Annotated in this window: 15 protein-coding genes and 1 tRNA gene; 4 read left to right on the top strand and 12 right to left on the bottom strand. The window is 67.8% G+C overall.

Annotated features, from left to right (window positions below):
• Nucleotides 1-60 precede the first annotated feature (60 nt).
• The 4 genes from N7I30_RS08670 to N7I30_RS08655 form a co-directional block, all read right to left on the bottom strand.
• On the bottom strand, nucleotides 61-1,737 hold the full coding sequence (locus N7I30_RS08670; RefSeq protein ID WP_498638138.1) for a DUF6538 domain-containing protein: 1,677 nt from the start codon (nucleotides 1,735-1,737) through the stop codon (nucleotides 61-63).
• Between the two features lie 92 nt (nucleotides 1,738-1,829).
• Nucleotides 1,830-1,919: transfer RNA gene (locus N7I30_RS08665), tRNA-Ser, on the bottom strand.
• A 438-nt stretch (nucleotides 1,920-2,357) separates the two neighbouring features.
• Entirely contained in the window at nucleotides 2,358-3,437 is a 1,080-nt protein-coding gene (locus N7I30_RS08660) for a polysaccharide deacetylase family protein (RefSeq protein WP_498638136.1), read from the bottom strand.
• The gene (locus N7I30_RS08655; protein ID WP_498638134.1) at nucleotides 3,434-4,657 is read right to left on the bottom strand and encodes a glycosyltransferase family 4 protein; all 1,224 of its coding nucleotides are present in this window, start codon (nucleotides 4,655-4,657) and stop codon (nucleotides 3,434-3,436) included. Before N7I30_RS08655 ends, N7I30_RS08660 begins: the two co-directional genes overlap by 4 nt.
• A gap of 311 nt (nucleotides 4,658-4,968) precedes the next feature.
• Here N7I30_RS08655 and N7I30_RS08650 point away from each other — a divergent pair, with 311 nt between their 5' ends.
• Genes N7I30_RS08650 through N7I30_RS08640 form a run of 3 tightly spaced genes read left to right on the top strand, consistent with a single transcriptional unit; the run spans nucleotide 4,969 to nucleotide 9,064 of the window.
• Complete coding sequence (locus N7I30_RS08650; RefSeq protein ID WP_498638132.1) at nucleotides 4,969-6,912, top strand: ABC transporter substrate-binding protein; 1,944 nt, start codon at nucleotides 4,969-4,971, stop codon at nucleotides 6,910-6,912.
• Nucleotides 6,909-7,907 (top strand): ABC transporter permease, encoded by a 999-nt coding sequence (locus N7I30_RS08645; RefSeq protein WP_491373476.1) that lies wholly within the window; start codon nucleotides 6,909-6,911, stop codon nucleotides 7,905-7,907. The genes N7I30_RS08650 and N7I30_RS08645 overlap by 4 nt, the downstream gene beginning before the upstream one ends.
• Nucleotides 7,904-9,064 carry an ABC transporter permease gene (locus N7I30_RS08640; RefSeq protein WP_498638129.1) on the top strand — a complete coding sequence of 387 codons (1,161 nt, stop codon included), beginning with the start codon at nucleotides 7,904-7,906 and terminating at the stop codon, nucleotides 9,062-9,064. Before N7I30_RS08645 ends, N7I30_RS08640 begins: the two co-directional genes overlap by 4 nt.
• A 33-nt stretch (nucleotides 9,065-9,097) precedes the next feature.
• Here N7I30_RS08640 and N7I30_RS08635 read toward each other — a convergent pair whose 3' ends face one another.
• The 8 genes from N7I30_RS08635 to N7I30_RS08600 all read right to left on the bottom strand — a co-directional run bounded on the left by N7I30_RS08635 (nucleotide 9,098) and on the right by N7I30_RS08600 (nucleotide 20,074).
• Entirely contained in the window at nucleotides 9,098-10,336 is a 1,239-nt protein-coding gene (locus N7I30_RS08635) for an adenylate/guanylate cyclase domain-containing protein (RefSeq protein WP_498638127.1), read from the bottom strand.
• Nucleotides 10,314-11,192: an MBL fold metallo-hydrolase gene (locus N7I30_RS08630; RefSeq protein WP_498638126.1), complete on the bottom strand. Its 879-nt coding sequence runs from the start codon at nucleotides 11,190-11,192 to the stop codon at nucleotides 10,314-10,316. The genes N7I30_RS08635 and N7I30_RS08630 overlap by 23 nt, the downstream gene beginning before the upstream one ends.
• Nucleotides 11,189-11,665: a cyclic nucleotide-binding domain-containing protein gene (locus N7I30_RS08625; protein WP_498638124.1), complete on the bottom strand. Its 477-nt coding sequence runs from the start codon at nucleotides 11,663-11,665 to the stop codon at nucleotides 11,189-11,191. Before N7I30_RS08625 ends, N7I30_RS08630 begins: the two co-directional genes overlap by 4 nt.
• A 13-nt stretch (nucleotides 11,666-11,678) precedes the next feature.
• Nucleotides 11,679-14,420, bottom strand: coding sequence for an ABC transporter transmembrane domain-containing protein (locus N7I30_RS08620; protein WP_498638122.1), 2,742 nt, complete (start codon nucleotides 14,418-14,420; stop codon nucleotides 11,679-11,681).
• A gap of 1 nt (nucleotide 14,421) precedes the next feature.
• The gene (locus N7I30_RS08615) at nucleotides 14,422-16,272 is read right to left on the bottom strand and encodes an ABC transporter ATP-binding protein (RefSeq protein WP_498638481.1); all 1,851 of its coding nucleotides are present in this window, start codon (nucleotides 16,270-16,272) and stop codon (nucleotides 14,422-14,424) included.
• 237 nt (nucleotides 16,273-16,509) lie between these two features.
• Nucleotides 16,510-17,652: a glycosyltransferase family protein gene (locus tag N7I30_RS08610; protein ID WP_498638120.1), complete on the bottom strand. Its 1,143-nt coding sequence runs from the start codon at nucleotides 17,650-17,652 to the stop codon at nucleotides 16,510-16,512.
• Entirely contained in the window at nucleotides 17,652-18,812 is a 1,161-nt protein-coding gene (locus N7I30_RS08605) for a glycosyltransferase family 4 protein (RefSeq protein ID WP_498638118.1), read from the bottom strand. Before N7I30_RS08605 ends, N7I30_RS08610 begins: the two co-directional genes overlap by 1 nt.
• A complete protein-coding gene (locus N7I30_RS08600) occupies nucleotides 18,809-20,074 on the bottom strand; it encodes a glycosyltransferase family protein (RefSeq protein WP_230788031.1) in 1,266 nt (421 codons plus the stop codon). The genes N7I30_RS08605 and N7I30_RS08600 overlap by 4 nt, the downstream gene beginning before the upstream one ends.
• Nucleotides 20,075-20,253: 179 nt before the next feature.
• On the opposite strand from N7I30_RS08600, the gene N7I30_RS08595 reads away from it, so the two are divergent.
• Complete coding sequence (locus tag N7I30_RS08595) at nucleotides 20,254-21,609, top strand: adenylate/guanylate cyclase domain-containing protein (protein WP_498638116.1); 1,356 nt, start codon at nucleotides 20,254-20,256, stop codon at nucleotides 21,607-21,609.

Raw genomic sequence — 21,609 nt, 5'->3', positions numbered from 1 at the left:
CGAAATGGTGGAAAGACGTTCTGGTGATAGCCCCTCACGCCCGATCTTACGGCCATCAGGCTAGATCTTGAGACGTTCAATCCAAGCCATCTCCTCCGAAGACGGCAGAGGCGAGCCGTACCGGCGCTTAAGTTTTCTCCGCGAGCTACGGGTTCGGTCCGGGACGCCCTCTTCCTCGATTGCGTGGCCCATGAACTTTTCACGGACAGATTCGGGGACGCCGGCCGCGTCGCAAGCCGCTGCGAAATTGTGCCGCGTCGAATGCGCGACGTGGCGCGGGTCGGTCGTGACATCGTCGATCTGCCGTGCGAGGCGTTTCGACAACGCGGCGGAGTAACAGCCGTACTTGTCTGGTTTGCACTGAGGAAACAGCATCACGCGGTCCCCTCCACGTTCTCGGCGCTTCTCGACGAATTCAAGAAAGCCGTCCGCGATCAGGGCTGGGTGGATCGGGACCACCCGACGAGAACTCGGCGTCTTCAGGTCAAGCTCCCTGCGGCGCTCGCGATGAACCGGATCGCCATTGTCGAGATAAAGCAGATCGATGCACCACCGGCCGTTTATCTGTCGGATGTCGAGCGGTGAAAGGACCGCAAATTCATCAAGCCGCAGCCTCGTGCGTGGCAGCACGCGGATCCACCAATAATCTGGAGTGTTCTTGGGCTTCCGGTCCGCGATGGCGCGAAGCGCAGGCATATGGTGGGATTCAAAGGGGAGGCGTTCCTCGGACTCACCCATCGCCAGACCGTCGTCACCCTTTACCCGCTTCGAGGAGACGCCAAGCAGCGGGTTCCTTTCGATCAGACCGAGCGTGACGAAATGGGAAAACAGGGTCTTGATCGGCGACAGGTACTTCGCATCGACGGTGATCGGGTCGATCTTCGGCACGGGCATCGCGAGTTCCGCGTTCTTTCGTATCTGAAGAAGCGGATCATCCGTCTTGAAACGCTGCTTCGCCTTGACCGGTATCTGGTCCACAACATCACGGAATCGGTGCATGTCTTCGATACTGTAGCTCCCGATCGGCTTGTCCCCTACGATGGCCACCAAGACCGCGATGCGGCCAGGATAATCGGCGAGGTGCTTGGCCTTGGGGCCCAGCTCTTCTCGCTTTTTCTCGAGGAAGGCGGGAACCCGCGACGATAGCAAATCTTCCGATCCCGGGCGTGCCAAGGCTCGCTTGATTGCCGCCTCGATGCCGTTCTCGATGAGCGCTGCGACATCGGCAGCGGAGATCGGAGAGCGAGCAGGAATGGAGATGCCCTCCTCCGTCAGGCTGGCGCCCATTCCCTCTGCAGAGTGGGCAATCTCCAACTCGCTCGTAAGGGATGAGGGAGGGTTCAGAGCCTCTTCAAGCAGTGGACATTTAGCGACCGGCATCGAAGGAGGAACTAGCGGCTGATCTCCGACGAGGCGATCGACGAGGTAACGGTACTTTGCCCGTTCCACCCAACGCTCCTGCCGGGCGTCGAATTCATTCATGACGTGGTCGAGAATAGCACCGAACGCCAAGCGAGCGTCGGGGCCAAGCCCCGCGCTCCTCAACGTCTCGAATGCTTCCTCTACCGCACGCACCAGCGCCCAACCCCGTCTTGTCGCGGTCCGACGATCGCAGGTTCGCAGCGATCGCCGGATGTCCGACTTGCCGAGGCGCGCGATCAGATCGACCGGGACCGGTTTGCGGAACCAGAAGACTGATCCGCGCCTGCCGACGAAGGGTGTGAGGGAATCTTGCAAGTAACAACGCCCGAAAAAAACGTGACAGGGCGCTGTGACAGGAAGGCGGAGAATCCGGACGTTTCAGATAGGTAAAATCAATGGCTTAGGCATGGCGGAGAGGGGGGGATTCGAACCCCCGATACGCTTGCACGTATGCCGCATTTCGAGTGCGGTGCATTCGACCACTCTGCCACCTCTCCGGCCGTTGCCCCGTCGGTCGGGACCATCCTGTTCGAAGGTGTCGCGCCGGGTGGGGACGACGGGCGTCCGGACGGTGCGGCTTCAAATCAACCGAGGCATTGGTCGGCGCCTTGCGAGCGCGCCGGTCTCTTATCAAAGCCGGGGCCGCGTGCACAAGGGCCCCGCGACACGATTTTCACCGCGGGGCCGCATTCGGGGCGCGTGAAGAGCCTCGCGGTCCTTCGCTGAGACTGCGCGCGAAGGAACGTCGTCGTTCCTCGTGCTGCGGCGCGATGGCCGGTCGCGCTCGCCCGGCTCACGGCACAATTGCCCTGCCAGGTCTCCAAGGCCGCCGCGCATTCCCGCTTCCAAGGCACATCCTGCGGCATCCGCTGCCGGACGACACGTCGGCCACTCCGGAACGGCGCCACGGGTGAGCCGCGCTCGGCCCTCAGCCGTCAGGTGCGGGGTCTTGTCACCGGTTGCAGGGCGAACAGGTCGGGCAGCTTTGGCCAGACGACGCCCGGGCGTGGCGCAAGCAGTGTGAGCAGCGCCGCGAGGCGCTCCCACGCCGCCGCGTCATGCTGGAGGTGATGGGTCAGAAGGCCGATCGGCTGCGTCTCTGAGGGCGGCCACCCAACGGGCCCAGGACCACCGACAAGCGTACCGATCGGCGCCGCGGCAGGCGTGTCCCGGCGTATTGGGGCAGAGGGACTAGCGGCAGATGTTCCACCCGCCATGGGGTCAGCACCGCCGGCAGGTGTGCGCGCCGGCGTCTCCGCTGGCATGCCCAGGTGCATCCGCGCCGCGGACGGAACAGTGGCCGATGTTTCGCCCGCCACGGGGTCAGCGCCACCGGCAGGCGTACGGGCCGACGCCTCCGTTGGCGTATCTGGATGCATCGGCGCGGCGGACGGAATACTGGCCGGCGTTTCCCCCTCACCTGTCAGCCGCACGGCGATCTGCGCGGCCAGCAGCCTGTCGAGCGTCGCGGCGTCCTGCGCCCGGCCTGCACGCCAGTCCATCAGGTCGAGATGGGTGTGGACGCGATGCCGGGATGCCGGCTTGGCGAAAATGGAGAGGCCCGGCAGGCCGGCTTCGCCGAGCCGGGCGGCCATGCCGGGGTCGATCCGGTTCCAGGGCGGCACGAAGACCGGCAGGAACCGCTCGTCGGCGAGCGCGGCAAGCCGGTGGCGCCCACGCCTGATCTCCTCCAGCATGGCCGCCACCGGGCGATGATCGCCGAACTCGGCGCGCTTCTCGCCGGCCGGCGCGTGGTTGGCATGGGACCAGCCGTGCAGGAACAGACGAATGTCGTCCTCCGGCGTCATGCCATCGAGGAGATCCGGCCGGGCTCCGTCGGGGATCACCGCCAGCGCCAGCGGCACGCCGGTCTCCCGGCGCTGCGCCAGAAGGCGCGCGAGCTCCGGCGTTGCGCCCCGGGCGTCGTCGTCGCGCCACCAGAAGGCAAGCTCGACACCGGCAGCGGCGGCCGCGTCCAGCTGCCGGCGCGTCAGTGGGTAGTCGGCAGGGCTCACGCGGCGTTCCGGGCGGGCGTCGCTTTCAGGAGCGCGGCCACCCGGTCGATGCCGGGCTTCGGCGAGAAGCGTTCGCGCACCCGGCGCTCGCCGGCCGCCGCCAGCCGCGCGGCCAGCTCCGGATCGTCCATCAGCCGCGCCATGGCCTCGGCCAGCGCCCTGGGGTCGCGCGGCGCGACGAGCAGGCCGGTGCGTTCGTCCTCGACCAGTTCCGGGATCGCCGAAACCTTCGTGGAGACCACCGGCAGGCGGTGCGCCTGCGCCTCCATCAGGACGTTCGGCAGGCCGTCGCGGTCGCCGCTGCGGGCAATGCGCGAGGGCAGGACGAACAGGTCCGAACGCCCCAGCAGTCCGAAGACATGCTCGCGCTCGCGGCTTCCGTGCCAGGTGATCCGGTCGCCGATCCCGGCCTTGTCGGCCTGTTGCTGCAGCCTGGCGGTCATCGCGCCGCCGCCGACATGATCGAAGGTCCAGTCGCGATCCTTCAGCCGGGCGAGCGCGCGGATCAGATCGCCGAACCCCTTCTTCTCCACCGTGCGGCCGACCGACACGATGCGGAACGGGCGCTCGCCGCGCGCCCCCCGCTCCGGCGGCTCGATGCCGGACAGGTCGAGCCCGTGATAGACCAGCTCGACCCGCCCGGGCTCGGGAGCCAGCGACTGCAGATAGTCGAGATTGACCTGCGTGCAGGTCACTCCGAAGGCGGCCGAGCCCAGCTTCTCGGTGAGCTCCCAGGCCTGCGAGGTCCAGATGTCCTTGGCGTGAGCAGAGAACGACCAGCCGATCCCACGGATTGTCGCGGCATAGCGGGTCACCGAGGCCGGCGTGTGCAGATAATGGGTGTGCAGCCAGTTGATGTCGTCGGGCAGCTCACGGGCGAGGACGCAGGCCTGGCCGAAGCGCCGGTGGCGGTTGGCGGTCGGGTCGCGCTTCAGATCGGCCTCGAACATCGCCCGCGCCGCCTGATAACCCGGCTGACGCTCGGCAAAGGCGCGGCCGGCCCGCACCCGCGCCGGATCGTCCTTCAGATATTCCGGCAGATAGAGGATCTCGGCATTGATCCGCTGATGCACCGGATGCACCCGCTTCTCGGCCGGCTGGCGCAGCGACACGATGAGCTGGGCGACGCCGCGATCCTCGAGCCCGGCGATTTCCTGGGCGATGAAGGTCTCCGACAGCCGCGGATAGCCCTTGACGATCGTGGCGATGCGTCCTGCCATGGTGGTCGGTCCTTGCGACAGCGTCCGGCACTGGCCGAGGATGACCGGCAGGTGCCCGTTCCCCGCCGGAAGGCGGGCCGGATGCCGGCCATCTAGTCACATGGCCGGCGGCTCGCAACCCGCGAGAGGCCGGGCCGGGTCGCCGCATCCCCGCAATGTCGTGGGGGCGCAGTGAGATGCCCACGCTTTCCCGCCGCCAGCGGTTTGACAAGCCGGCGGGCGCACAGCTTACTGACGCGGCAGACAAGGGCCCGTCCATGCATCGATCCACACGGCAGCAGCGAGCAATTCGGCAGGGAGCGCTCGCCGGCATGGCCCTCCTCTGGACCGCGATCCTCTGGGCGCCGGCTCTGGCCGCACAGGCCGTCGCGGACACATCCGGCGCCTCCTTCGGCGAGCCCGCCGCGCTGCAGGCGGCGGTAACCGCCGGGGACCTGCCTCCGGTGTCTGAGCGCCTGCCCGAGCGCCCGCTGGTCATGCCCGTCGATGCCGCCTGCCCGGCCGACCGGCTCGGCGGCACGCTGCGGATGATCGGCGGCAGCGCCAAGGACACCCGCACCCTGTCGGTCTTCGGCTATGCCCGCCTCGTCGGCTATGACCAGGACTACGCCTTCGTGCCCGACATCGCCGAGCGTTTCGAGGTCGAGGAGGGGCGCATCTTCACCTTCCACCTGCGGCCCGGCATGAAATGGTCCGATGGCGCGCCGTTCACCGCCGAGGATTTCCGCTATTTCTGGGAGGACATGGCGCAGAACCCGCAGATCGCGCGGTTCGGCATTCCCGGCGAATTGCTGGTGGAGGGCAAGCCACCCCGCGTCACCTTCCCGGGGCCCTACGAAATTCGCTACGAATGGGCCAAGCCGAACCCGAACTTCCTGGCGACCCAGGCCGCCGCCCTGCCCTTCGAGCTCTACCGCCCGGCCCATTACCTCAAGCAGTTCCACGAGGCCTATGCCGACCCGGACGAACTGGCGGCGCGGGTCGAGGCGGAAGGCCAGCGCAACTGGGCGGCGCTGCATTTCAAGATGGACCGCGGCCACCGCAACGACAATCCGGACCTGCCGACGCTGCAGCCGTGGAAGCTGGTCACCGAGCCGCCCTCCGAACGACTGATGTTCACCCGCAACCCCTATTTCCACCGCGTCGATGCGCAGGGGCGCCAGCTGCCCTATATCGACACCGTCGCCCTGACGATCGCCAATGCCGACCTGATCCCGGCCAAGGTGGCCAATGGCGAGGCCGATCTGCAGGCCGCCTATCTCAGCTTTCCCAATTACCCCTTCCTGAAGCGGGCCGAGGCGCGCGGCGGCTTCGAGGTTCGCCGATGGGAATCCGGCCGCGGTTCCCACGTCACGCTCTACCCCAATCTCAACGTCAAGGACCCGGCCTGGCGCCGGCTGGTCCAGGACGCCAATTTCCGGCGGGCGCTGTCCCTGGCGATCAACCGCGACGACATCAACAAGGCGATCTTCTACGGCCTTGCCGTGCCCGGCGGAAACACCGTCCTGCCCCGCTCGACCCTGTTCGACCCGGAGCTGCCGACGATGTGGGCCGGCTACGACCCGGACACGGCCAATGCTCTGCTCGACGAACTCGGGCTGGAACGCGAGAGCCGGGGCGGCCTGCGCCTGTTGCCCGACGGGCGCCAGATGCGCATCGTCGTCGAGACCGCCGGCGAAAGCCGCGAGCAGAGCGACGTCCTGCAGCTGATCCACGACGACTGGCGCCGGCTCGGCATCGATCTCCTGATCCGCGAATCCCAGCGCGAGGTCTTCCGCAACCGCATCAAGGCGGGCTCGACGCTGATGTCGGTCTGGACCGGTCTCGACAATGGCGTGCCGACCCCTGCCACCGACCCGGCCGAGCTCGCCCCCTCGACGGCCGAGCAGCTGCAATGGCCGTCCTTCGGCATGCAGACCGAGACCGGCGGCGAAGGCGGCGAGGCGATCGGCGGCAGCGAGGCGCTGGCGCCGCTGCGCGAACTCGCCGAGCTGCGCAAGCGCTGGATGCGAACCGACGACGACGCCGAGCGCGCCGACATCTGGGGCCGGATGCTGCGGATTTCCGCCGATCAGGTCTATACGATCGGCATCGTTGCCGGCGTCGACCAGATCGTCGCCGTGGCGGACACGCTCAACAACGTGCCCGAGCGCGGCGTCTACAATTACGAGCCCGGCGCCTATTTCGGCATCTACCATCCGGACGGGTTCTGGTTCGATTGCGGCGCGTCCGCCCTGGCAGGAAAACACGGATGATCCGCTATCTCGCCGGCCGCCTCGTCACCATGGCCTGGACGCTGCTGGCGATCAGCGTGCTGGTCTTCGTCATCATCCAGCTGCCGCCGGGCGACTACCTGACCAGCTACATCGCCGAGATCCGCGCCCAGGGCGAGAACGTCACCGTCGATAAGATCGCCTTCCTGCGCGAGCAATACGGCTTGGACAAGCCCTTGTGGGAGCAGTATCTCGTCTGGGTGACCGGGCTGATGCAGGGCGATCTCGGCTATTCCTTCGAGTACAACCAGCCCGTCGCCGACATCGTCGGGGAGCGCATGCCGCTGACGCTGCTGCTCAACGTGGCGACGGTCATCTTCGTCTATCTGGTCGCCTTCCCGATCGGCATCTATTCCGCCACCCACCAATACAGCTGGGGCGACCATGGCCTGAGCTTCCTCGGCTTTCTCGGCCTCGCCACGCCGAACTTTCTGCTGGCGCTGATCCTGCTCTATCTCGCCAATGTCTGGTTTGGCACCTCGATCGGCGGGCTGATGGATCCCCGTTTCATCGACGCGCCTTGGTCGCTGGAGAAGGCCGCCTCGGTGCTGTCGCATCTGTGGGTGCCGGTGCTGGTCATCGGCACGGCCGGCACCGCGGGCATGATCCGCCGCCTGCGCGCCAATCTCCTGGACGAGCTGAACCGGCAATATGTCGTCACCGCCCGCGCCAAGGGCCTGCCGGAACACCGGGTGCTGCTGAAATACCCGCTGCGGATGGCGCTCAATCCATTCATTGCCGACCTCGGCAGCCTCTTGCCGCAGATCGTCTCCGGTTCGGTGATCATCTCGGCGGTCATGTCGCTGCCCACCACCGGGCCAATGCTCCTGTCCTCGCTGCGCAGTCAGGACATGTTCCTCGCCGGCTCCTTCCTGATGTTCCTGGCCCTTTTGACGGTGGTCGGCATGTTCGTCTCCGACGTGCTGCTGGCCATTCTCGACCCGCGCATCCGGCTTGGAAAGACCACCATCCGATGAGCGAGACGCCGCATTTCGTCTCGCGCGAGCCCTTCGATTCCGAAGCCACCGTCGCGGCCGGCTCGACCGTGTCGCTGGCCTATATGGAGGCCTCCCAGACGCGGCTTATCTGGTGGCGCTTCCTGCGCCACCGCGTGGCGGTGGTGTCGCTGGCGTTCCTCGTCGTCAGCTATCTCTCGATCCTCGTGGTCGAGTTCCTGGCGCCCTACGACATGCAGAGCCGGCACACCGACTTCATCTTCGCCCCGCCGCAGGCCGTGCATCTGTTCCATGAAGGCAGCTTCGTCGGCCCCTTCGTCTATCCGCTCGATTTCAATCTCGACCTCGACACCCTGCAGCGCGAATACACGCCCGACACCAGCCGGCCGCTGCCGCTGCGCTTCTTCTGTCAGGGCGACCCTTACGAATTCTGGGGGCTGGTCTCCGGCGACCGGCATCTGGTCTGCCCGCCCGAGGGCGGCAGCCTGTTCCTTCTGGGCACCGACCGGCTCGGTCGCGACATGCTCTCGCGCATTCTCAGCGGCGCTCGCATCTCGCTCACCGTCGGTCTTGTCGGGGTGACCCTCAGCTTCATCCTCGGCATCACCATCGGCGGCCTCGCCGGCTATTTCGGCGGCTGGATCGATTCCGTCGTGCAGCGGGTGACCGAGATCCTGCGCTCGCTGCCCGAACTGCCGCTATGGCTGGCTTTGTCGGCCGCCCTGCCGGTCACCTGGAGCCCGCTGCTGATCTATTTCGGCATCACGCTGATCCTCGCCCTCCTCGACTGGCCGGGCCTTGCCCGCGCCGTGCGCTCCAAGCTCTTTGCCCTGCGCGAGGAGGATTTCGTCGTCGCGGCCGAAATGCTCGGCGCCCGTCCGCGCCGGATCATCTTCCGCCATCTGCTGCCAAACTTCATGAGCCACCTCATCGCCTCGGCGTCGCTGTCGATCCCGACGATGATCCTGGCGGAGACGGCTTTGTCCTTCCTCGGTCTCGGTCTCAGGCCGCCGATCACCAGCTGGGGCGTCCTCTTGTCGGAAGCCCAGAACATCGAGGCGGTGGCGCTCTATCCTTGGCTTCTCCTGCCGATGGTGCCGGTCATCCTGACGGTGCTGGCCTTCAGCTTCGTCGGCGACGGGCTGCGCGACGCCGTCGATCCGCACCACCACCATTGACCGCCAGCGCACCCAACGCGGCTCCGACAGGGCTCAGGAGACTGCGCGCACCGGCGCGTCAGCGGCTGCGGCAGCGTTCCGGCGCGGCGTGAACAGCTCCATGCGGCGCTCCACCCCGTTCAGCGCATGAGCGCCGACCGAGACCCAGTCCTCCGGCGACAGGGCCGCGACTTCGGCGCTGGCCAGAACGTTGGTCTCGACCGTCTTGGTCAGCTTCTCGATGCGCTCGACCTCGGTCACCGTCGAGCCGATCACCGTGAAGGCCAGCCGCTCGGGCACGCCGATATTGCCGAAGACGACGCTGCCGACATTCAGGCCGACGCCGAACTCGATGAGATCGAGGCCACGCTCGCGGCGCGCCGCGTTGGTCGCGTCGCGCAGGGCGAAGGATTGAGCGACCGCCTGCTGCACCTCGGCCGTGATGCCCGGCCCGTCGATCGGCCCGTCGCCGAGCGGAAAGATCACCAGCACAGCGTCGCCGATGAAGGCCAGCACCTCGCCGCCTGCCTCGATCGCCGGCCGGGTCGCGCATTCGAAATAGTCGTTCAGGAGCTTCAGGAAGGAATCGCTGTCGAGCGTGCCGGTCAGCCGCGTGGAATCGCGCAAATCCGAATACCAGACCAGCGCTTTCGTCGTGGCGCCGTCGCCGAGCCGGATGTTGCCGTCGAGCACGCTGCGACCGGCCTTTCGGCCCAGATAGGTCTCGACGATGTTGGTCATGATCTGGGACTGGATGATCGTCTTGCAGACCAGCGCGAAGGTGAGCTGGATTTCCTGCAGGATGTCGAGATCCTCGTCGGTGAAGCCGCTGGCCCGGTCGCTGGCCCAGATCACGATGACGCCCCGCGCCTGCAGCTCGCTGTAGGCGCCCGGTTGCGAGAATTCGGTCTTCAGGGCGATGTAGTCGGTGTAGCCGGCCGCCGCGAGTTCCTCCAGAATGGCGAAGTCCAGAAGCTTGCCGGGGCCCGAAAGGCGCCGCCGCAGCACTGGAATGTCGGCCTCCACCATGTAGCGCAGCGGACTGCGCTGCCACGCGTCGGTATTGGCGTCCTGATGGTGGAAATGCTCGATCCCGACATCCTCGTCGCGATGCCACTTGACCATTTCGGCGCGAAACAGCGGATGCAGGGTCGGCCAGTTCAGCCGCGCCCGCGCGATGGGCACGCCGATGCCGGTGAGCCGCAGACAGAGATCGCGAAAGATCGTCTGGATGTCGCGCTTGCCCAGCGACTGCTTCAGCAGCCAGTCGTCAACCTGCTTGGCCAGACCCATCGTCGTGACTTTCCGTTACCGTTCCGTCGTCGCCGATCGCCAGCGTCAGGCCGGTCGCGCCGATGCGCGCGCCGGCGAAACGCGCCTGCGCCTCATCTGCCAGCTTTGCCAGCGAAGCATCGGTCCGCAGGACGTCGTGGTGGAAGATGACCAGCCTGTCGATGCCGCCGGCCTGGCACAGGCGCACCCCCTCCTGCCAGGTGGAATGGCCGAAGCCGCGGTACTTCGCCATGTCCTCGTCGCTGTAGGTGGAATCGTAGATCATCACCTCGGCCCCGGCGACGAAGGCGGCGACGGCCTCGTCGCGCGTGCCCGGCTCGTGCTCGGTATCGGTGATGTAGCAGATCGAGCGGCCCTCGAAGTCGACCCGGTAGCCGACCGCCCCGTTCGGATGGTTGAGCCGGACCGTGCGCACGACGATGCCGTCACCAAGGTCGAGGACGGCGGGCGGGCGGAAGTCGCGATAGTCGATATGGGCGGCGAACTGCTTCGGCGTCACCGGGAAATAGGGCGGCCGCATGAACCGCTCGACCATGTCCCGACAGGTCGTGTCGTCGAGGAAATGGCCGGCATGAATGCGCACCGCCGCGTGGTTCTTGTAGAGCGGGATCACGAAGGGCAGGCCGATGATGTGGTCGAAATGGCAATGGGTGAGCAGGATGTCGATCTCGCCGACCTGCTCCTCGTAGAGCTTGCGCCCGCAGCCCACGATGCCGGTGCCCGCGTCGAAGACCAGCACACGGTCACCGCAGCGCACTTCGACGCAGCTGGTGTCGCTGCCGTAGCGGGTATTGGCCGCCGCCGGGGCCGGTATGCTGCCGCGTGCGCCCCAGATGGTGAGCTCGAACCGGCTCAATCTGCGGTGTCCGGAGCGATGGCGGCCCGGTTGCGCGCCGCCACCAGTTCCTGGTTCATGTGGGTCAGGCGCTCAGCCAGTCCGCGCATCACCTCGGCGGCGATCTCCGGGAACTGTCGCAGCAATTGCAGGAAGCACTCCTTGCGCACCCGCAGAGCCGAGACGTCGCTCTTCGCCGTGACGGTCGCGGTGCGCGGCGTGTCGCACAGGATGGCGATCTCGCCGACCACGTCGCCGGGTCCGAGCGTCGCCACCACGAAGTCGCCGTCTTCCGTCTCGATCGAGACATCGGCTGTGCCGGCGACGATGACATAGGCGGAATCGCCGCGCTCGCCCTGCCGGCACATGACCTGCCCCTGGCGATAGGCGATCGAATCCGAGGTGAAGGCGATGAGCTTCAGCCGGCTGGGTTCCATGCCGGCAAAGATCGGGACCGAACGAAGCAGGTCCATTTCAGATTTCAGCAGTGTCACGTCGTCCTCTCGGTCATCCGGCCACTTCGGTGTCGTCGCGCGCCGCATCCGACCCGTGCGGACGCGTTTCGGCCCCCGTCGCGTTCGTGATCATGCGCCCGTCCTTGAATTCCAGTCTCCGGTCGAAGAGCTCCGCATGTTCGGCGTGGCTCAGGACCCAGAAGATCGTCTGCCGTTCGATGCCGAGTGCCGCACGGGATGCGAGGACACGCACAATAGTCTCCCGCTGGCTCTCCCCGTCAAGTGACGACAGCGGCCGGTTGAGAACCAGGAGATCGGCGCGCTTGAGCAGCGCCCGAGCCAGGGCGAGCTTCTGCTGCTGGCCCGACGACAGTCGCTTGGCGCCGCTGCCCACGTCGAAGTCCAGTCCGATCTCGAACACTGTCTGCGACAGGCCGGTCTCGCGCAGGGTCGCCACCAGCACCTCGTTGATGCGCGCCGAGGCTTCGGCGTAGCGGTCGACGACGCGGCCGAAGAGGATGTTGTCCTGGAAGCTGGCGGCCGGGTTGATCGCCCCCGGCACATGCATCGACACCGCCTGCGCAAGCTCGGGGTCCATGCGCTCCAGAAGCCGCGCACGGGCCGACAGGACCGCGGCCTTGATGTCGTCGTCGAGCAGTCCGAGCCGATGGCGGGGCTCGATATAGCCGAAGGCCAGCTCCTGGAAGGCGCGCCGGTCGCGGCGGCGCTCGCTGGCGCTGCCGTCGGACGAGGCGCGCCGCAGCGCCGCCTTGTAGCCGTCGACCTCTTCCGGCGTCATCAGGTCGACATTGTCCATCAGCGGACTGTCCGGCGCCAGGTCGCCGAAGATCTCGATCACCGTCTCGGCGATCTGCCGGCCCATCGCGTGCAAGAGGTCGTCGAGCCCCGCCTCTTCCAGCACGGCGACCATCTGCGGCCGGGCGGCCAGCGGCATCTCCTCGGCAGCTTCCGGCAACGCGATGCCGAAGACGATGTTCTCCAGGACCGTCGCATAGTCGGAATAGCGCGCGGGATCGAAGGATTCGAAATAGACCTCGTCGCCGCCTTCCGCGAGCCGCTCGCGGAAGCGCCCGCGCGCCTTCAGGACATGCGCGCAGGTCTCCTCGGGCAGGTCCGCTGGCACCCGATTGCGCAGCCCGAGCCGGGCGATGTCGATGCGGAAATCGGCGACGTCCAGCACCTGCGCAAGGCGGCCGTGCAGTTCGTGCGGCCCGGCGATGCCCGCCGCCTCGTAGTCGATCCAGTCGCCATCGACGTCGAGGTCGCTGTTGCCCGACGCCCGCGCTTCGAGCCGGCGTGCCTCGCTGGCGGCGCGGTCCCCGCCCGCCGGGACCAGCGGCGCGTGGCGCAGGCCGTAGACCAGCGCGTCGCGGATCGACATTTGCGGGAAATACAGCCCCGAAGTGGCATAGGCGATGCGGCGCCCGACAAAGGCGTCGGGCAGCCCGTCCAGCGCGTGTCCGTCGATGCTGATGCGCCCCGACGCGGCCTCGGACAGCCGCACCAGGGCCTCGGCCAGATACTCCGCCCCGCCGCCGATCGGCCCCGACGCGGCGATCGCTTCGCCCGGCCCCAGCCGCAGGCTGGTCGGCTCGAGGAGATCGTTGCCGGAATCGTCGGCAATGCGCAGGCCCGAAATGGCGATCTCCCGCTCGATCCGCGGCGGCGTCTCGTAGGACAGCTTCTGGACATCGGGGGAGATCAGGTTGCCCATCACGAACTGCTCGCGGATCTGGGCGTATTTCGACTGCACATCGACCCGGAACTGGTCCCAGGCGATGAGCTCCTTCAGCGGCCCAGGCAGCTCCTTGTAGGCGGCGATGACCGCCACGAGCTGGCCGATGTCGAGCCGCCCGGCGATCACCAGATAGCCGCCGGCCAGATAGAAGATGAAGGGGGTGATCTGGGCCAGCAGGTTGTTGATGAAATTGACGAAGAACTTCCAGCGGAAGAAGTCGTAGCGGATCGACAGGATGCGGCCGAGCCGGCTGCCGAGCTCGGCGCGCTCCCAGTTGGAGGTGTCGTTGGTGCGGATCGAGGGAATGCTCTCGACGATCTCGCCGATCCGGCCCGACAGGAGCCGAGCGGTGATCTGCCGGGCCCGGGCGAGCCTGACCAGCCGCCGGCGCATCTGCGGGATCAGGATGAGCTGCAGGAGCACGACGCCGCCGGCCACCGCGCCGAGCCAGACATTCTGCAGGAAGATGAAGAAGAGACCGGTGCCGGCCTGGCTGAGCAGCAGGGCCGGGTCGGCGAAGGCACTGCCGCCGAAGCCGCCCACCGGCTCGGTCTCGTCCTTGATCATCGACGAGATCTCGGGGCCGCGCACCTGCTTGAAGCGGGCGGTCGGGAACCGCAGCACCAGGTCGACGAGCTGGAACCGCAGCCGCCGCAGAAGCTGCTCGCCGAGCCGGCCCTTGTAGTTCGACAGATAGAATTTGAAGAGCCCGTTGACGATCACGAAGAACAGGAAGGTCAGGCTCAGCCACAGGAGCACGCCGAGCCGATCCAGTTCGACGCCGTCGAACAGCGCCAGTTCGCCGCCACCCAGAAAGCCCGGCAGCGGCAGCGAGACCGCGAACAGCGTCTCGGTCTGGCCCGGCGCCCAGTCGCCCTGGATCGGCCCGTTGACGATCCGCTTCGGCAGGTCGAGCGTCAGATACAGGAATGGCAGCGAGACCAGGAGGACGGCGAACAGCCAGATCTGCTGGGGCCGCGAATGGCGCCAGACATAGCGGAAGATGCTCTCGTCGAGTTCGTCCGCTGCCGCCATGTCAGCGCCGCTCCGTCGCCGGCGATGGCGCTGGCCGTTTGGCGAGGAAGTCGAGATTGGCGGCCCGCACGAAATGTCCGGGCCGGGCCTCCAGCAGCGGCCGGGCGACGCCGGGCTCGGCCGTGAACGGCGCCGGCCAGTTGCGCTGGCCGATCTCGCCCACCGGCGGCAGATGGGCAAAATCCAGCGGCCGCTGCGGATCGGCGTGCGGCACCGCCTGCATCAGCATCTGCGTATAGGGATGCAAAGCGTCCTCGAAGAACGCCGCGCGCGGCGCCAGTTCCACGATCTCGCCGTCGCACATCACCGCGATGCGGTCGGCGACATAGTTCACCACCGCCAGATTGTGCGAGATGAACAGATAGGTCAGACCGCACAGGCGCTGCAGATCCTTGAGCAGATTGAGGATCTGCGCCTGCACCGACACGTCGAGCGCGGCCACCGGCTCGTCGCAGATCAGGAATTCCGGCTCCAGCGCGAGGGCGCGGGCAATGCCGATCCGCTGGCGCTGGCCACCGGAAAAGCTGTGCGGATAGCGGCCGGCATGCTGCGGCTCCAGCCCGACCGCGGCCAGCAGCCGCTCGATGCGCACGCGGCGCTCCGCCCGGTCGCAGACCGCGTGGATCTCGAACGGTTCGGCGAGGATCGCCCCGACCGTCATGCGCGGATCGAGGGACGAGAACGGGTCCTGGAAGACATATTGCAGCCGGTTGCGGACGGCAAAGAGCTGGCTGCGGTCGGCCGTGACCAGGTCGAGAGGCCCGTCGGGCGTGTCGAACAGCATGGCGCCCCTGTCGACCTGCACCGCCTGCATGATTGCGCGGGCGAGCGTCGTCTTGCCGGAGCCGGATTCGCCGACAAGCCCGAGGCACTCGCCGCGGCGGATGGTCAGCGAGACGTCTTTCAGCGCATGGATGCTGGGCGCCGGCGCGCTGGAAAACAGCCGCCGGTCGCCGCGCCGGGAAAAGCTCTTGGCGACCCCCTTCAGTTCCAGCAACGGCGCGCCGACAGCGCCCGATGGCTCGCGCCGCATCAGCGCGCCGGCATCGACCTTGATCTCGCGGATCGGCTTCAGCCGGGGCGATTCCGCTTGATCGAGATCGGGCACCGCCTTCATCAGCGAGATCAGGTAAGGGTGCTGCGGATTGGCGAAGATCGTCCCGGACGATCCGGACTCCACCACCTTGCCGTGGTGCATCACCACGACGTCCTCGGCCAGGTTGGCGACGACGCCGAGATCGTGGGTGATCAGCAGGACGGCCATGCCGAGTTCGCCCTGCATCTCGCGCAGCAGCTTGATGATCTGCGCCTGCAGCGTCACGTCGAGGGCCGTCGTCGGCTCGTCGGCGATCAGCAGCGCCGGCTTGCAGATCAGCGCCATGGCGATCATCGCCCGCTGGCGCAGCCCGCCCGACAGTTCGAACGGATAGGATTTCAGCGCCCGCTCGGGCTCGGGAAACCTGACCAGCCGCAAGGTCTCGATGGTCCGCTCGCGCGCTTCGGCGCCGGAGGCGCGACCGTGCACCTCCAGCACCTCGCCGATCTGGTCGCCGAGCGTGTGCAGCGGCGAAAAGGAGGTCATCGGCTCCTGGAAGACGATCGAGATCGACTGCCCGCGCACCGCCCGGAAGCGCGGGCTGCGCGGCGACAGGGCGGCGAGGTCGACCGGGCCCCGCAACGGATCGTCGAAATGAATGCTGCCGCCGGTGATCACCGCGCTCTTCGGCAGAAGGCCGAGAATGGCCTGGGACGTCACCGTCTTGCCGGAGCCCGATTCCCCGACCAGCGCCACGGTGCGGCCTGCTCCGACGCTGAGCGACAGGCCGCTGACGGCCTTCACCGTCCCGGCCATCGACTGGAACTCGACGGACAGGTTCTCGATCGCAAGCAATGGCCGCGCGGCGACCGATGCGGGCCGGTCCGGCGTGTCTATCGGCCGGTCCAGCACCGAGGCACCGCTTCCCCCTGGCATCCGCTCATTCCACCTCTTCGGCTCCGCGGCATCGTCCTTCGCGCACGGGCGTTGCGATTGCAGCACGGAACCGCGCGGCAAGTCATGCAGATTTTGCGATCCATTGCCCGCCGCGGCTCACTTGTTCGCACCGCCTGCCATGGCGGCGATCGTCGCCGCGGCGTTGGCCGCGCCCTCCAGATCGATCGTGGGGCGCGTCCCCGCCTCGCGCTGCCAGGCCTCGGTCACCGCCGCTGCCATGGTCTTCGCCGACAGGCGCGAGGTCGGCACCACCGACAGGAGCCCCATCTTCCCCATGCGCTCGGAGCGGAACCATTGCTCGGTCTCCTCGCCCTCGTCATAGGGCACGACGACGGCCCGCGCTTCGGCGCGCAGGAGGTTCATTACCGTGTTGTAGCCGGCCTGCGAGATCGACAGGGCGCAGCCGTCGAGCCGCTCCTGGAAGTTGGTCTCGAAGCGCTTCACGATGGTCGTCTCGTCGGCCAGCGCCGCCAGCGCCTGGAATTCGTCCTCGGCCATGCGCGGCCCGGTCAGGAAGCGCCAGACACGATCGGCAAGCGGCGTATGCGGCCGCGCGGCCATGACCGTGCGCATCAAAGCGCCGGCGGCCGCGCCGCCGCCGGCCGACACGATTACCTCGCCATTGCCCGGCGCTGCGCCGCGCTCGGCCGGCTCGGTGACATAGCCGGTATAGCGGATGAGATCGTCGATCTCGCCGGCATGGGGATAGGTCTCGGCGAAGGTGAAGAGCGACGGATCGGAATGGACGAGCACGGCGTCGAGATGCTCGCGCGCCAGCGCGGCGCCCCTGGCGGCCCGCTCGGCATGCTTGGTCTCCACCAGGATGTCCCGCACCGAGGTCACGCATTTGACCCGCGGCTTGTCGCGCGAGGCCCGCTCCAGGAGCGGCACCAGCTCGAAATTGAAGCGCCAGCGCCCGAAGGGGAACATCTCCAGGAGCACGACGTCCGGCCGGACCTTCTCATAGAGCGCCAGCAGTGCGTCGCGCCGGGCCGCACGCCAGGCGTCGGTGATCGGCTGGCCCTCGGCATCGTAGAGCGTCTTGAAGTTGGCGCCGTCGATATGGGTCGGCGGCAACTGCACCACCTCGGCATTGGCGAAGGGCATTTCCGCGACCGGCATGCCGCCGAGCGCCACCGTCACCTCCATGCCGCGCCGGGCCATGGCATTGGTGAGGAGTTCGCCGCGCCGCAGATGGCCGACGCCCAGCAGATGCTGGACATGAAAGAGAACGCGCATCAGGCCGTCTTCGCCTTTCCTGTTGGTGTGGGCCGCCCAAGCGTGTCGGACAGCGCCGCGTCGAGCGCCGCAGAGGCCGCCGCCAGCGAATGGTGCCGCTCCGCCCGTCTGGACGCCGCTATGCCCATGCGGGTTCGCAGCTCCGGATCGAGCATCCGGCCCACCGCCGCGGCGAAGGCCTCCGCATCGCCCTCCGGCGTGAGCAGTCCGGTGACGTTGTCCTCGACAATGCCGGAGACGCCGCCGCTGTTACCGGCCACCGCCGGAAGCCCCGCCGCCTGCGCCTCGAGCAGCGCCATGCTCCAGGATTCCTTGATCGCCGGCCAGACCGTGAGATCGGCCGCGGCGAAAAGGTCGGGCATCTCATGGGGCGCCGCGGCACCATGGAACGCCACCCGGCAGGACAGGCCGGCGAAGGCGGCGCGCACCTGCGGCTCGGCCGGACCGGCACCGACGATGAGGCCGTCAAAGGCCGCGCCGTCGAGCCGGCCCAGAGCCTCCGCCAGCAGGCGGTAGGAGGTGAGCTTCTGGTCCTCGCGCATCATCGCCGCGGCGATCAGCCAGGGCCGCTCCGGCGACAGGCCATGGCGTGCGGCCAGGGCCGCGCGGGTGTCGGTGCGCCGCGCGGCAGCCGCCCGCCAGGGTTGGGTATCGACGAAGGGCGGCAGCGCCCGATAGGCCGTTTCATCCCCGAGCCAGGGCATGACGCCTGCCTTGTCCGCCGGGTTGAGGCCGATGACGAGGTCGGCGCGCGACAGGGCCGCGAGGCTGGCGTCGAACCCCTGCGCCCAGCGCCCGCCGCGCTGCTTGCCGGCGACCGAGGCTTCGGCGACGACATAGGGAATGCCGAGCGCCGTGGCGACGCGCGGTCCCAGCCAGTCCGGCGCCTTGTGGTAGAGATGGTAGGTGAACCAGAGGTCGATCCGGGGCTTCGCCACCCTGCCCTGCCGCAGCAGCCGCTCGGCCAGCCGGCCGCCGATCGCCTGCAGCCGCGCCTGCCGCGCCGGATCGCCGCGGTCGTGGCTGCGAAAGCGCGACGGCACCAGGACCCCGTGGCCGGCCAGCCGCAGGGCGTCGATGAGGCCACGCGCCACGGTGCGGTCGCCGGATGGCCGCGGATCGTCGGGAGATTTCATCGGCGCGTAGAACGCGATGTTCATGCAGTGCCGGTCTTGGGCAGGGTCCGGGCGGGCGCCCATTTTTCGTCGCCGGCGGCGTTGCGGCTGGCGCTGCCCGAATGGCGCCCGGCCGCGATGTAGCCGTCGGCCAGCTCGCAGATCGTCTTGAGGCCATCGAGAATGCCGTCCACCGCCACCGAACGCGGTCGCGCCTGACCCGGCAGCGCGCGGATGGCATCGGCCATGGCGCCGGGATTGTCGATCTCGTCGTCCAGCAGCATGGCGATCAGGCCGAGCTCCTGGGCCTGGGAGGCGCGGATATACTGCTCCAGCCGGGGCTGGCGGCGCGGCACGACCACGGCCGGCTTGTCGAAGGAGAGGATCTCGCAGAACGTGTTGTAGCCGCCCATCGCGACCATGCCGGCAGCACGCTCGATCAACGGCTCGATGCTGGCGGCGAAGGTGATCAGGTCGACGCTGTCGAGCCGGGCCGCGCGGCGCTGGAAATCCGTCTGGTAGCCGGTCTCCATGAAGGGGCCGAGAACGATCTTGGCCCGCACGCCGATCGACGGATCGGTCTCGTAGGCCCGCAGCACCCAGTCCACCAGCTGGGCGCCATCGCCGCCGCCGCCGGTGGTGACCAGCACATAGGGTCGCTCGCCGATCCGGATGCGATCCGGCAGCGCGCCCGAGGGCTCGTCCGCGCGCTGCAGATAACCCGTGAAGGTCGCCTTGCGCCGCACCGCGTCCGAAACGCCGATATCGGCCAGAGGATCGCAGATTTCCGGCAGCCCGTAGATCCAGATGTCGTCGTAATAATTCTCGACCGCGCCGAAGGCCTCCTTGCGGGTCCATTCCTCGATCAGCCGCGACGGCTCGTCCATGATGTCGCGCAGCCCCAGCACCAGCCGGGCGCCGGTGGTCTTGAGGTGATGCAGCGTCGCCTCGACCTCGCCGCGCATGCCGAGCGGCTCCTTGTCGACGATGAAGATGTCGGGATCGAAGATTTCGGCGGTCGAGCGGATGATCGCGCTGCGGATCTCGGTCAGATCCTCCAGCGACAGGCCCGGATTGGACGGCGCGTAGGTGTCGGCGCCGAGCTTGACGACGCCGGGCACGCGGATGAAATCCACCTGTGGCGGAAAACTGAACGAGCCGACGACGGGCGAGCCTGCTACGATGAGGATCGAGATGTCGGGCCGGTGCGCCACAAGGGCCTGCGCGATCACCCGGCAGCGGCGCAGATGGCCGAGACCGTAGGTGTCGTGACTGTAGATGAGAACGCGCGGAGGCCGGGCTTTCATCAGATACTCCTGCCGCTCCGACCCTGCTCGACCGGGACACACTGGCCATTTTCCGGCCCTGACGCAAGCGCGCGTGTCCCCGGGGAAACCGCGCCCGTCTACCGCCGCGACGGATCGACCGCAATGACCACAGCCGGGGACGGAGCGTTCATGAGGGCCAGTTACCGGGCGAAACCGACGTGAGCAACCGAAACAAGCTGCTGGCGCCCTTCGCCCGGCGCGAATCCAGTCGCGCCATTCCCGAGCGCGTGCGCGAGGTCGTAGATCGCTTCGAAATCCGCAGCGAACGGTTGATCGGTTGGGTCCAGCTCGGCATCGGCCTGTTCATCACCGCGCTCTATCTGGTCTCGCCGCGTCCGGTGGACAGCGAGATGCAGCATCCGGTGCCGATCAGCCTCGCGGTCTATCTCTGCTTCACCGCCCTGCGCCTGTTCCTGTCCTACCGGATCCGCCTGCCGGCCTGGTTTCTCGGCCTGTCGGTCCTGGTCGACATCGCGCTGCTCTACGGTCTCGTCTGGTATTTCCATGTCCAGTACGGCCAGGGCGCCAGCTTCTCCCTGAAGGCGCCGACGGTGATGTATGTCTTCGTCTTCATCGCCATTCGCGCCTTCCGCTTCGATCCGGCCTGGGTTCTGGCCACCGGCGCGGCCGCGGCGCTCGGCTGGGTCGGCCTGACGCTCTATGCCATCGACGCCGAGGGCACCGACGCCATCACCCGCAGCTTCGTCGCCTATATCCACGGCGACGGCATTCTGGTCGGCGCCGAGATCGACAAGATCGTCGCGATCCTCGTCCTGACCACGGTCCTGGCGCTCGCCCTCGTGCGGGCCAAGCGGCTTCTGGCGGCGGCGACGCTGGAGCATATCGAGCGCGAGGAGATCCGCCGCTTCCTGCCGGCCGATGTGGAGCGCGCCATCGTCACCTCGCCGGAATCGGTGGTGGCCGGCGACGCCGAGGAGCGCGAGGCCGCCATCGTCATCCTCGACATTCGCGGCTTCACCGGCTTCATGGCCCGGCACGACCCGCGGCAGGTTGTCGAGGTGCTGGTCGGCCTGCATGCCCGCATCGTGCCGGTGATCGAGCGCCATGGCGGCATCGTCGACAAATATCTCGGCGACGGCCTCTTGGCGACCTTCGGCGCGACGAGGCCGTCGCGGACAGCCGCGGCCGAGGCCCTCGCGGCCCTCTGCGAAATCCTCGCTCTGTCCCGGGAGTGGGCGCGGGAGATGGAGACGCGTTTCGGTCCGATCGGCCTGCGCGTCAACGGCGCGGCGACCGCCGGGACCGTCGTCTTCACCGCGCTCGGCGACGAGCACCGGCTTGAATACACCGTGATCGGCGATCCGGTGAACCTCGCCGCCAAGCTGGAGAAGCACAACAAGGTCGAGCAGACCCTTGGCCTGACCACCCAGGCCAGCCTCGACATGGCGCAGGCGCAGGGGTTTCGCCCGCCCGCTGCCGCCAGCCTGACCCGCCTCGACCGCCGGCAGGTGCAGGGTGTGGACGCCCCGCTCGACCTCGTCGCCTTCGCCTGA

It is taken from the genome of Aurantimonas litoralis (assembly GCF_026153195.1).
GTDB lineage: Bacteria > Pseudomonadota > Alphaproteobacteria > Rhizobiales > Rhizobiaceae > Aurantimonas > Aurantimonas coralicida.
The sequence above is the reverse complement of the archived record's forward strand: the minus strand, read 5'-3'. Positions and strand labels throughout refer to the sequence as shown.

Coding starts and splice junctions, on each gene's coding strand:
- N7I30_RS08650 (WP_498638132.1), top strand. CDS start 4,969: ATGGCCCTCCTCTGGACCGCGATCCTCTGGGCGCCGGCTCTGGCCGCA.
- N7I30_RS08655 (WP_498638134.1), bottom strand. CDS start 4,657: ATGGCAGGACGCATCGCCACGATCGTCAAGGGCTATCCGCGGCTGTCG.
- N7I30_RS08620 (WP_498638122.1), bottom strand. CDS start 14,420: ATGGCGGCAGCGGACGAACTCGACGAGAGCATCTTCCGCTATGTCTGG.
- N7I30_RS08600 (WP_230788031.1), bottom strand. CDS start 20,074: ATGAAAGCCCGGCCTCCGCGCGTTCTCATCTACAGTCACGACACCTAC.
- N7I30_RS08635 (WP_498638127.1), bottom strand. CDS start 10,336: ATGGGTCTGGCCAAGCAGGTTGACGACTGGCTGCTGAAGCAGTCGCTG.
- N7I30_RS08615 (WP_498638481.1), bottom strand. CDS start 16,272: ATGGCCGGGACGGTGAAGGCCGTCAGCGGCCTGTCGCTCAGCGTCGGA.
- N7I30_RS08645 (WP_491373476.1), top strand. CDS start 6,909: ATGATCCGCTATCTCGCCGGCCGCCTCGTCACCATGGCCTGGACGCTG.
- N7I30_RS08640 (WP_498638129.1), top strand. CDS start 7,904: ATGAGCGAGACGCCGCATTTCGTCTCGCGCGAGCCCTTCGATTCCGAA.
- N7I30_RS08605 (WP_498638118.1), bottom strand. CDS start 18,812: ATGAACATCGCGTTCTACGCGCCGATGAAATCTCCCGACGATCCGCGG.
- N7I30_RS08610 (WP_498638120.1), bottom strand. CDS start 17,652: ATGCGCGTTCTCTTTCATGTCCAGCATCTGCTGGGCGTCGGCCATCTG.